Origin of the sequence: Streptomyces sp. NPDC049627 (assembly GCF_044465645.1) — a bacterium.
Classification (GTDB): Bacteria; Actinomycetota; Actinomycetes; order Streptomycetales; family Streptomycetaceae; genus Streptomyces.
Window position 1 is genome coordinate 165,183 of sequence record NZ_JBITLW010000016.1, and the last position, 10,858, is coordinate 176,040.

A 10,858-nucleotide genomic window follows, 5' to 3' on the forward strand; every position below is an offset into this window, starting at 1 on the left:
GCGGGTGGCCGGCCGATGAAACAACTTTCCGGTTCCGCCGTAAGAACGCTTGGGATTCGAACCAATCCACCCTGGCGACGGCTCCGAATCGGGTTCGTCAGGCAAGTTGGCACTGAGGACGGACGGCATGACACCTAATTCCAGGAGCGGTGCGGGACGCAGGGGCCTCGCGACCCTCGTATGTGGTGCGCTGGCCGCCGGGGGGCTCGCAGCCGCCGGCGTCGCCGCGCTGGAGCCGGGGGCGGCCTCCGCCTCCAGCCACCGGGAGGCCCCGCTGATCTCGGGGACGCCGCAGTACGACAACACGGACGTGTACGCGTTCGTCAGCCCGGACAAGCCGGACACGACGACGATCATCGCGAACTGGATCCCGTTCGAGGAGCCGGCCGGCGGCCCGAACTTCTTCCCGTTCGCCGAGGACGCGCAGTACGACATCCACATCGACAACAACGGCGACGCGCAGGGCGAGCTGCTCTACCGCTTCACGTTCGACACGCACACCAAGAACAAGAAGACGTTCCTGTACAACACGGGCCCGGTCGAGAGCCTCGACGACCCCGACCTCAACGTCACGCAGACGTACGACATCGAGCTGATCAAGCTGAAGCACCAGAAGCTGGTGTCGAAGACGAAGATCGCCAACGACGTGCCGGTGGCGCCCTCGAACGTCGGCAAGGCGTCGATGCCGGACTACGCCAAGCTGCGCGACCAGGCCGTCCACAAGCTGTACGGCGGCACGACGACGTTCGCCGGCCAGGCCGACGACCCGTTCTTCCTGGACCTGCGCGTCTTCGACCTGCTGTACGGCGGGAACCTCTCCGAGGTCGGCAACGACACGCTCAAGGGCTACAACGTCAACTCCATAGCCCTCCAGGTGCCGACCCACATGATCACGGAGTCGGCCCACCAGCCGATCGTCGGGATCTGGTCGACGACCCAGCGGCAGAACGCCAAGGGCTACTACGAACAGGTCTCGCGCCTGGGCAGCCCCCTGGTCAACGAGGTAGTCAACCCCCTCAAGGACAAGGACAAGTTCAACGCGTCCTCGCCCTGGGACGACGCCCAGTTCCTGAAGAACGTCACCAACCCCGAGCTGCCGAAGCTCATCGAGGCGATCTACAAGATCCCGGCGCCCAAGGAGCCCCGCAACGATCTCGTCGACGTCTTCCTCAAGGGCGTCAAGGACCTCAACCAGCCGCCGCACGTGACCCCGTCGGAGCAGCTGCGCCTGAACACGTCGATCAAGCCGGCCGCCGAACCCAAGCGGCTCGGCGTCCTCGACGGCGACACCGCGGGCTTCCCGAACGGCCGTCGCCTCACCGACGACGTGATCGACGCCTCGCTGCAGGTCGTCGAGGGTGAACTCCTCGGCGCGAAGAACGACTTGGGCGACGCGGTCGACAAGAACGACAAGGACTTCGAGAAGGCCTTCCCGTACGTCGCCCTGCCGACCGAGGGTTCCCGCGGCCCGCTCGCCAAGGGCACGGACGGCCAGACCGACGTCCGCAGCCAGCTCGGCGACGCCCTGCAGCCGGCCGGCGCCTCCGGCGGCACCGACAACACCACCCTGATCGCCGGGTCGGCGGGCGCCGGCGCGATCGGAGTCCTGCTGATCGGCGCGGCCCTGGCCTGGTGGCGCCGGACGCGGGAACGGGCGTACTAGGCGCTGCGCGGGGGCTGCCGCGATATGCCGTCGATCGTCTGCGGGTCGGTCGTGGCTGGTCGCGCAGTTCCCCGCGCCCCTAAGGACGTTGCTGAACCGCCCCTGACTGGCGCGGCCCGCGCAGTACTCATCCCCCACGGCGCGGGCCGCGCCGCCCCCCGCCCCCTACTTTCGCCGCGAGAATCCGACTGAGGAGAGGCATGGCCCCGCGTACGAACGACGACGCACCGGAGAACGACCGCGTTGCGGCTGTGAGGCGGGTGCGCGGCATCCAGCCCGTCCGGCGCTTGAGGACGAGGCCCCTTCAGGGCCGAAGCGGGGGTCTGGGGGCGGCAGCCCCCAGCGGGGTCGAAGGGGCGGAGCCCCTGGAGGACGGGAAGGGTAGGGGCGGCGGGGGCGAGGAAACCGGCGACCAGCGCATCGCCGCCGTACGCCGCGCCGCCGCTGCCGCACACCGCAGCCGCGCCCTCCACCTCGCCGGCTGCGCCGCCCTCCTGGCCGTAGCACTCACCGCCGGATCCATAGCACTCGGCGCCGCACGCGACAACGGCCCCACAGCCGTCACCCCCGCGTCAGCCGCCGTCTCCCCGGGCCTCCTCGCAACCGGCGACCTGGACGCGGGCATCTCCTCCCTCCAGTCCCACCTCCGCACCCAGCCGAGGGACTTCACCGGCTGGGCCACCCTCGGCCTCGCCTACGTCGAACAGGCCCGCACCAAGGGCGACCCCTCCCGCTACCCCCAGGCCGAGCAGGCCTTCAAGCGATCGCTCGCACTGAAGGCCGACAACGACCAGGCCCTCGCCGGCCGCGCCGCCCTCGCCGCCGCCCGGCACGACTTCGAGGACGCCCTGAAGTACGCCGACCAGGCCCTGAAGGTGAACCCGTACAGCGAACGCGCCCTGTGCACCCGCATCGACGCCCTCGTCGAACTCGGCCGCTACGCCGACGCCGCCAAGGCCGCCGACACCGCCGACGACCGCCGCCCGGGCATCCCGGTCTTCACGCGGTACGCGTACGTACGCGAGCTGCGCGGCGACGTACGGACGGCCCAGCGGGTACTGGAACGGGCCCTCTCCTCCGCGGTGACCCCCGGCGACATCGCCTACGTCGCCACCCAGCTCGGCCACCTCGCGTGGAACCAGGGCGACTACGACACGGCCCTCACCCACTACGCCCGCGCGCTCGCCGCCGACGACACCTACCTCCCCGCCCTCGAAGGGCGCGCCCGCGCCCAGGCCGCGAGCGGAGAACGGGGCGCCGCGACGAAGGGCCTGGCGGACGTCGTCGCCCGGTACCCGCTCCCCGGCCCGCTCGTCGAGCTGGGCGAGCTGTACGAGGCGGCCGGCGACCGGGCGAAGGCCGACGACCAGTACGCCCTCGTCGACGCCTGGACGGCCCTCGCCCGCGCCAACGGCGTCAACGCCGACCTGGACACCGCCCTCGCCGCCGCCGACCACGGCGACAAGGCCTCCGCCCTGCGCGCCGCCCGCGCCGAGTGGAACCGCCGCCACACCGTGCACACCGCGGACGCGCTCGCCTGGGCGCTGCACGTGAACGGCAAGGACGAGGAAGCCCTGCCCTACGCCCGCAGGGCCACGGCCACCGGCTACCGCAGCGCGGCGTTCCTCTACCACCGCGGAGTCATCGAGCGCGCCACAGGCCATGCCGAGGACGCCCGTGAGCACCTGCGAGCCGCACTGAAGCTGAACCCCGGCTTCTCACCGCTGGGCGCGCGGGAAGCCCGTACGGCACTCAAGGACCTGGAGGCGGCCAAGTGACCCCCCGTCGGCTGTTCGCCTCGTCCGCCGCCGTCCTCACGGCGGCCTGCGCGCTCGCACTGTTCCCCTCGTCGTCCGCGAGCGCGCACCCCCTCGGCAACTTCACCGTCAACCGCTACGACGGCCTGGTCGCCGCTCCCGGCGAACTGCGCGTCCACCATGTGGAGGACCTCGCCGAGATCCCGGCGACGCAGGCGAAGCCGGACATCGAGAAGGCGGGCATGACCCAGTGGGCCCGGCAGCGCTGCGAGGAGGCCGCGCAGGGCAGCGAGGTCACCGTCGACGGCCGTACGGTCGAGCTGACGCTGAACAGCAGCCACGCGCGCGTGCGGCCCGGTCAGGCGGGGCTGGACACGCTCCGCGTGGAGTGCCGGCTGACGGCACCGCTCCCCGAGCGCTCCGAGGACTCCACCCTCGCCCTCGGCTTCCGCGGCGCGGGCGCGGAGTCCGGCCCCGGCTGGCGGGAGATCACGGCGCGCGGCGACCGTATGACACTCACCGCCTCGGACGTGTCCGAGGAGTCGGTCTCCCGCGAACTGACCGAGTATCCCCAGGAGTTGCTCTCCTCCCCGGCCGACACCGACGCCGCGTCCCTGCGTGTGCGCTCCGGCGGGCCGGCCCTCGCCGAGGCGGAGCGGGACGCGCCCGCCTCCTCCGTCCTGCCGCGCGGCGCCGACCGCTGGACGCGTGCCCTGGACGGCCTGGTCGCCCGGCACGACCTCACCCTCGGCTTCGCCGCCCTCGCTCTGGTCGTCGCCGTCTTCCTCGGCGCGATGCACGCGCTCGCCCCGGGCCACGGCAAGACCATCATGGCCGCGGTCGCGACGGCACGCGGCGGGCAGGCACGCCTCAAGGACGTCATGCCCCTGGCCGCCTCGGTGACGGTCACCCACACCTTGGGCGTGGTCGCCCTGGGTCTCCTGGTCACGGCCGGCTCGGCGGCGGCACCGTCAGTGATCACCTGGCTGGGCATCGCGAGCGGCGCCCTGGTGATCCTGGCGGGCGCGACGCTCGTACGCCGGGCCTGGCACGGCCGCGGGCACGGGCATACGCACGGGCACACCCACACTCACGAAAGCGGCGACGACCTCGAGCGCCAACCGGTCCTGGTCTCGGCACACACCCACACCGTGACGGAATCCCCCACCTCCACCGCCCCCGCGCCCGCAGACCACCACCACGGCCACGACCACAGCCAGCCACACAGTCACAGTCACAGTCACAGTCACACCCACACCCACGGCGGCGTCACCCACACCCACCCCACCGCCCCCACCCTCCGCGGCACGATCCTCCTCGGCTTCGCCGGCGGTCTCGTGCCCAGTCCCTCCGCGGTCGTCGTGCTCGTCGGCGCGGCGGCACTCGGCAAGGCGTGGTTCGGGCTGTTGCTCGTCGTGGCGTACGGCGTCGGGCTCGCCCTCACCCTCACCGCGGCCGGGTTCGCCGTGGTGCGGCTGGGTACAGGAGTAACCCGGGTGCTGGAACGACGTCCCCGCTGGACGGCCCACCCCATGGCGGCCTTCGTCCGCAGGACGACGCCCCTGGCATCCGCGGTGCTCGTCGTCCTGATCGGGGCCGGATTGGTTCTCCAGGGGGCGGCATCCGCACTCGGCTGAGCTACTTTTGTGGAGAATGCGCACGGATGCGAATGGGGGACGCCCGTGTCCGAAGAACACGGCAGTGAACGTGTGATCGCGGGCCGCTACCGCCTCCTGTCCCCGCTCGGCGAGGGCGGCATGGGCACCGTGTGGCGGGCCCGCGACGAGCTGCTGCACCGCGAGGTCGCCGTCAAGGAGGTGCGCGCCCCGCACGGGCTGCCACTGCCGGAGGTCGAGCGGATGTACGCCCGGCTGGAGCGCGAGGCATGGGCGGCGGCGCGGGTCGCCAACCGCAATGTCGTCACGGTGTACGACGTGGCCACGCAGGACGGCCGGCCCTGGATCGTCATGGAGCTGGTCCGCGGCATCTCGCTGGCCGAGCTGCTGGACGCCGAGGGCCCGCTGAGCCCGCAGCGCGCGGCGCACGTCGGTGCCGAGGTGCTGGCCGCGTTGCGGGCCGCGCACGAGGCGGGGGTGCTGCACCGGGACGTGAAGCCGGCCAACGTGCTGATGTCGAACGACGGCCGGGTCGTCCTGACGGACTTCGGCATCGCCATGGTCGAGGGCAGCTCCGCGCTGACGATGACCGGCGAGGTGATCGGTTCCCCGGAGTTCCTGGCCCCGGAGCGGGCGCTGGGCCGCACGCCCGGACCGGAGTCCGACCTGTGGTCGCTCGGCGTGCTCCTCTACGCGGCCGTGGAGGGCAACTCCCCGTTCCGCCAGGACACCCCGCTGAGCACCCTGCGCGCCATCGTGGACGACGAGCTCCCTCCGCCGCACCGGGCGGGTCCCCTCGCCCCCGTCATCGAGGGGCTGCTGCGCAAGGACCCGGCCGAGCGCCTGCCGGCCGACCGGGCCGAGCAGGACCTGCGGATCATCGGGGCGGGAGGCACGCCTCGCGCGGACGCCGTGCAGACGGGCCCGTACGCCCCGACCGTCGCGGCGTTCCCGGCACCGTCGCACACCGCCCCGACGGCCCCGGTCCCGCCGCCCGCACCGACCCGGCCCGTCACCGGCAGCGGCAGTGGCACCCCCGCCTCGACCACGGCTCCCGTCCGCCCCGCCCGCAACCGCCGCGCCGCCCTGGCGCTGGTCGCGGGCATCGCCGCCCTCGCCCTGGCCGTGGCGGGACTGACGTACGCCCTGCTCAACCGCGGGGACAACGACCGGGAGGCGGGCTCGGGGGACACCACGAGTCAGACGGGCGCGCAGACGTCACCCACGCCGAGCGACAAGGAGACCGACGAGGCCACCAGCCCGACGCCCAGCCCGAGCAAGAGCCGTACGACCGCTCCGGCGCCGCAGTCCGTGCGGGTGACGCTGGCGGGCGCGAACACCGAGTACTCCGGCGCCTGTCCGCCGCCGCAGAGCCAAGCGCCCGCCTTCACGGCGACGTTCACCGTGGGGCGGTTGCCTGCGGAGGTCAGCTATCGCTGGGTGTCGAGGGACGGCGATGTCATGGACCAGGGGTGGAAGACCCTGTCGTTCCCGGAGGGCGGCGGGCGGACCAAGCAGGACAGGGCGTTCGTGACGACCTACGACGACAGCGGCACGATCGAGAACGAGATCAGCGTCGAGGTCCGCGGCCCGGTGGAGACGAAGTCCGACCCGGTGCCGTTCTCGGTGACCTGTGTGGGGGAGACCCCGACGGGCGGGGCCTCCCCCACGCCTACCGAGTCGCCGAGCGCGTAGCGGTTCAGGCCGCGGCGTTCAGCACCGGCAGGTAACCGCCCGACTGGCCCGCCGCCGTCGGGTGGTACGACTCCGGGATGTTGAGCCAGTTGACGGAGTGCATCCACGAGCTGCCGGAGCAGAGTTCGTGCCCGGTGAAGGTGGGTCGTACGTCACCGAAGGTGAAGCCGTGGTCGACGGCGCGCTTCTCGGTCGCGGCGTCGATGTAGTCGGCCGCGCCGTTGAGCGCCCTCCGCTTGGTCTCGGACAGGCCGAGGCACCCGGTCACGCCCAGCTTGTAGAACCGGGGGTAGCCGAGCACGACCACATGGGCGGACGGAGCCTTGGCGCGGATGGCGGAGTACACGGTGTCGAGCCTGCCGGGCAGGGTCGAGTCGACGTAGGCCTTCGCGGTGTTGATCCGGGAGACGCAGGCGCTGTCGGACTGCAGGACACAGGTCGTCATGATGTCGGAGAAGCCCGCGTCGTTGCCGCCGATCGTGATCGAGACGAGGGCGGTGGAGGAGTTCAGCGGGCCGAGCTGACTGGCCGTGACATCACTCGTACGGGCGCCCGCGCAGGCGGTGAAGGCGAACGACGAGGGTGAGTTCGCGGCGGCCCACAGGTACGGGTACGCCTTGGTGCTGCGCGAGCAGTCGCCGCTGGAGGCGTCGTAGCTGCCCGCCCCGAGGCCGGAGGAGTACGAGTCGCCGAGGGCCACATAGCCGCCGATGGCGGCGGTGTCGGAGGCCTGTGCGGTGACGGCCCCGGTGAGGGCGGTGCCGACGGCGAGGAGGAGCGAGGCGACGTATACGGAAAGTCGGGAACGTCTCATGGAACCTCCCTATAGCAGGATCACTGCAATAACCGTCGTACCAACTACGCGTGTTGACCGGAAGTGTCCATGCCAAGACTTTTCAGGTCATCGCAACCCTCACCCTGTCGGTTCACTGTGGGTTTGATTTCGTGTTCATGACAGAGTCGTTGACAGGTCGTCAACTCCCTTGTCGGTCACGGCAGTAGCACAGATCCTTTACCTCGGCTTTGGAACGGGAACGCGACGTTCCGAGGCCGTGCCCGCGATCACGCGCGCACCCCCCACATCGCGCGCATCCCACCCGTATGCGCGCCGCCTTGAGGAGGACCACCTCGTAATGGCACAACTGCGTAGCAAGAAGGTCCGGTTCGCCGCGATAACCAGCCTGGCGACCGCCGCCCTCGTCGGCGGACTCACTGCTCTCCCCGCCCAGGCCGCCCCGGCCGAGGGCACCGTCCTGGCCGCCGGATCCCCCACGGCGGTCAAGGACAGCTACATCGTCACGCTCAAGAAGAGCACGGGCCTCAAGGCCTCCTCGGCCGCCGGCAAGGACCTGGTCGAGGAGTACGGCGGCACGGTGAAGAAGACGTTCACCAAGGCGCTCAACGGCTACACCGCGACCCTCTCCGCGGCCGAGGCCAGGAGACTCGCGGCCGACCCGGCCGTGGCCTCGGTCGAGCAGAACCAGCGCGTTCAGATGGACGCCACGCAGTCCAACGCCCCCTGGGGCCTGGACCGCATCGACCAGACCTCGCTCCCGCTGTCGGGCACCTACACCTACCCGGACAGCGCGGGCAGCGGCGTGACGGTGTACGTCATCGACACCGGAGTCCGCATCACGCACCAGCAGATCAGCGGTCGGGCCTCCTACGGCTACGACGCCGTCGACGGCGACACCACCGCCTCCGACGGCAACGGCCACGGCACTCATGTGGCCACGACGATCGCGGGCACGACCTACGGCGTCGCCAAGAAGGCGAAGATCGTGGCGGTCCGGGTGCTGGACAACAGCGGCTCGGGCACCACGGCGGGCGTGGTCGCGGGCATCGACTGGGTGACCAACAACCACTCCGGTCCCTCGGTCGCCAACATGTCGCTGGGCGGCGGGGCTTCCACCGCCCTGGACACGGCCGTGCGCAACTCCATCGCCAGCGGCGTGACCTACGCGATCGCGGCCGGAAACAGCAGCACCAACGCCTCCTCGACCTCGCCGGCCCGGGTCACCGAGGCGATCACTGTCGGCGCCACCACCAGCTCGGACGCGCGGGCCAGCTACTCGAACTACGGCTCGGTGCTGGACATCTTCGCGCCCGGCTCCTCCATCACGGCGGGCTGGAACACCAGCGACACCGCGACCAACACCATCTCCGGCACGTCGATGGCGACCCCGCACGTCGCGGGCGCGGCCGCGGTCTACCTGGCGGGCCACACCTCGTCCACCCCGGCCCAGGTCGCCTCGGCCCTGACCGCCGGAGCCACCCCGAACGTGGTCACCAGCCCCGGCTCCGGCTCGCCCAACCGGCTGCTGAAGCTCGTGTCGTAAGACGCTCCCGCACCACCTGAGCAACCGTTCCCCGGGGGCCCCGCCGCCTCCGGGGAACGTCTTGACGGCCGGCGCGGAACTGAGCCACATTGAAGCCCGGCATCCGGCGCTTCGGGGGGCAAAGTCGCCAATGCAGACCTTACGTATCAAGACAGCTTCATCCAGAGCCGAGGCCGAGGACACCGAGCGGGCGCGACCAGGGCCGGGGAGGGACCTGACGCCGCTGCTCGCGGGTGCCGCGACGGCTGTGGGGGGAATCGGCGCGATCCTCGCGCTCGTCGACTCGGGCTCGCCACTGCGCGGCCCCTTCACCCTGTTCTTCCTGCTCGCGGCGCCGGCCACGGCGATCGCCGCCGCGCTGCGCGGGCTGGATCCCTTCGGCCGTGCCGTCGCCGCGGTTGCGGGCGCGGTCGTCGTCAACATGCTGGTGACCCAGGGCATGCTGGCCGTGCACCGCTGGTCGGTACGCGGCGGGATCGTGGCGGTGACCGCGATCAGCGCCCTCATGCTCCTTCTGGTCCTGGCACGGCGGCTGCGCGGCCGTACGACGCGAAGGCGGACTGACTGACGTGGACATCAGCGTGTACCGCCCCGGCGAGCTCGGCTCCGCCGACCGGGCAGCGTGGACATCGATGCAGTCCAAGGCCCATCTGCAGGGTTCGCCCGAGCTGGGCAACCCCTTCCTGTCGCCCGAGTTCGCCCTCGCGGTCGGCCGCTGTCGGCGCGGGGTGCGGATCGCGGTCGTACGGGAGGGCGGGGAGCCCGCCGCGTTCTTCCCGTTCCAGAGGACGGCGGCCGGTGTCGGCCGGGCCATCGGCCTCGGCGTCTCGGACGCCCAGGGACTGGTGCACCGGCCGGGTTTCACCTGGGACGCCCGGGAGCTGCTGAAGGCGTGCGGGCTGGCCGTCTGGGAGTTCGACCACCTGGTGGAGGGCCAGGCGGCGTTCGCGGCGGAGGCGACCGGCACCTACTCGTCCCCGGTCATGGACGTCGACCAGGGCTACGAGGCGTATCTGGCCCAACTGCGCGAGCAGTCACCGAAGTTCACGCGGACGACGCTCGCCAAGGAGCGCAAGCTGGGCCGGGACCACGACGGCGTGCGGTATGTGCACGACGAGCGTGACCCGGCCGCCCTGCACACACTGATGGCCTGGAAGTCGGCGCAGTACCGCAGGACCGGGCGCAGCGACCGGTTCGCGCACGAGTGGATCACCCGGCTCGTGGAGCAGCTCTTCCACACCCGCTCCGAGCCGTTCGCGGGGATCCTGTCGGTGCTGTACGCGGACGACAAGCCGGTCGCGGCGCACTTCGGGTTGCGTACCGAGCGGGTGCTGGCGTGCTGGTTCCCGGCCTACGACCCGGCGTTCGCGAAGTACTCGCCGGGGCTGGTGCTGCATCTGCGCATGGCCGAGGCGGCCGCCGCCGACGGCATCGCCTATCTGGATCTCGGGCGGGGCCAGAAGGAGTACAAGGACTCCCTGAAGACACGCGAGTTGACGGTGTCGGAGGGGTGGGTGACCCGGCGTCACCCGGTCGCGTTCGGACACCGGGCACGCCGTGCCCCGGTCCGGGCGCTGCGCAACACCGTGCAGTCACGGCCGGAGCTGTTCGAACCGGCGGACCGGCTCCTCAAGCACATGGGGAAGATCCGCTCAGGACGTCCGTAACGGTCAAACCATCAAAAACGTGAGGGCTCGTTCCAGCTCTTGCCATACAGTCTCAATCATCAATACCGTCGTACATCTCACTCGCATCGGACTGTCAGCATGCGGCTCGGGGAGGGCTCAG

8 protein-coding genes are annotated in these 10,858 nt (G+C 71.4%); 7 read left to right on the plus strand and 1 reads right to left on the minus strand.

The genetic code is table 11. The features are described from left to right. The first annotated feature begins 127 nt into the window (after positions 1 to 127). The 4 genes from ACIBU0_RS36690 to ACIBU0_RS36705 all read left to right on the plus strand — a co-directional run bounded on the left by ACIBU0_RS36690 (position 128) and on the right by ACIBU0_RS36705 (position 6,731). Complete coding sequence (locus ACIBU0_RS36690) at positions 128 to 1,663, plus strand: DUF4331 domain-containing protein (protein ID WP_398827393.1); 1,536 nt, start codon at positions 128 to 130, stop codon at positions 1,661 to 1,663. A 200-nt stretch (positions 1,664 to 1,863) separates the two neighbouring features. Further along, positions 1,864 to 3,441 carry a tetratricopeptide repeat protein gene (locus ACIBU0_RS36695; protein ID WP_398827395.1) on the plus strand — a complete coding sequence of 526 codons (1,578 nt, stop codon included), beginning with the start codon at positions 1,864 to 1,866 and terminating at the stop codon, positions 3,439 to 3,441. Then, positions 3,438 to 5,057: a nickel transporter gene (locus ACIBU0_RS36700; protein WP_398827396.1), complete on the plus strand. Its 1,620-nt coding sequence runs from the start codon at positions 3,438 to 3,440 to the stop codon at positions 5,055 to 5,057. The genes ACIBU0_RS36695 and ACIBU0_RS36700 overlap by 4 nt, the downstream gene beginning before the upstream one ends. 45 nt (positions 5,058 to 5,102) lie before the next feature. Then, the gene (locus ACIBU0_RS36705; RefSeq protein ID WP_398827398.1) at positions 5,103 to 6,731 is read left to right on the plus strand and encodes a protein kinase; all 1,629 of its coding nucleotides are present in this window, start codon (positions 5,103 to 5,105) and stop codon (positions 6,729 to 6,731) included. A gap of 4 nt (positions 6,732 to 6,735) precedes the next feature. On the opposite strand, the gene ACIBU0_RS36710 is transcribed toward ACIBU0_RS36705, so the two are convergent. Beyond that, a complete protein-coding gene (locus ACIBU0_RS36710) occupies positions 6,736 to 7,545 on the minus strand; it encodes an SGNH/GDSL hydrolase family protein (protein WP_398827400.1) in 810 nt (269 codons plus the stop codon). 319 nt (positions 7,546 to 7,864) lie between these two features. Here ACIBU0_RS36710 and ACIBU0_RS36715 point away from each other — a divergent pair, with 319 nt between their 5' ends. The 3 genes from ACIBU0_RS36715 to ACIBU0_RS36725 all read left to right on the plus strand — a co-directional run bounded on the left by ACIBU0_RS36715 (position 7,865) and on the right by ACIBU0_RS36725 (position 10,737). Continuing rightward, positions 7,865 to 9,070: a S8 family peptidase gene (locus ACIBU0_RS36715; RefSeq protein ID WP_398827402.1), complete on the plus strand. Its 1,206-nt coding sequence runs from the start codon at positions 7,865 to 7,867 to the stop codon at positions 9,068 to 9,070. 130 nt (positions 9,071 to 9,200) lie between these two features. Continuing rightward, positions 9,201 to 9,638, plus strand: a complete 438-nt coding sequence (locus ACIBU0_RS36720) for a hypothetical protein (RefSeq protein ID WP_398827404.1) — start codon at positions 9,201 to 9,203, stop codon at positions 9,636 to 9,638. Position 9,639: 1 nt separating this feature from the next. Continuing rightward, positions 9,640 to 10,737 (plus strand): GNAT family N-acetyltransferase, encoded by a 1,098-nt coding sequence (locus ACIBU0_RS36725; RefSeq protein ID WP_398827406.1) that lies wholly within the window; start codon positions 9,640 to 9,642, stop codon positions 10,735 to 10,737. Positions 10,738 to 10,858 lie beyond the last annotated feature (121 nt).

Excerpts from the sequence above, each read along its gene's own strand:
- ACIBU0_RS36715 (WP_398827402.1), top strand. The coding sequence starts at position 7,865 with ATGGCACAACTGCGTAGCAAGAAGGTCCGGTTCGCCGCGATAACCAGC.
- ACIBU0_RS36720 (WP_398827404.1), top strand. The coding sequence starts at position 9,201 with ATGCAGACCTTACGTATCAAGACAGCTTCATCCAGAGCCGAGGCCGAG.
- ACIBU0_RS36710 (WP_398827400.1), bottom strand. The coding sequence starts at position 7,545 with ATGAGACGTTCCCGACTTTCCGTATACGTCGCCTCGCTCCTCCTCGCC.
- ACIBU0_RS36690 (WP_398827393.1), top strand. The coding sequence starts at position 128 with ATGACACCTAATTCCAGGAGCGGTGCGGGACGCAGGGGCCTCGCGACC.
- ACIBU0_RS36695 (WP_398827395.1), top strand. The coding sequence starts at position 1,864 with ATGGCCCCGCGTACGAACGACGACGCACCGGAGAACGACCGCGTTGCG.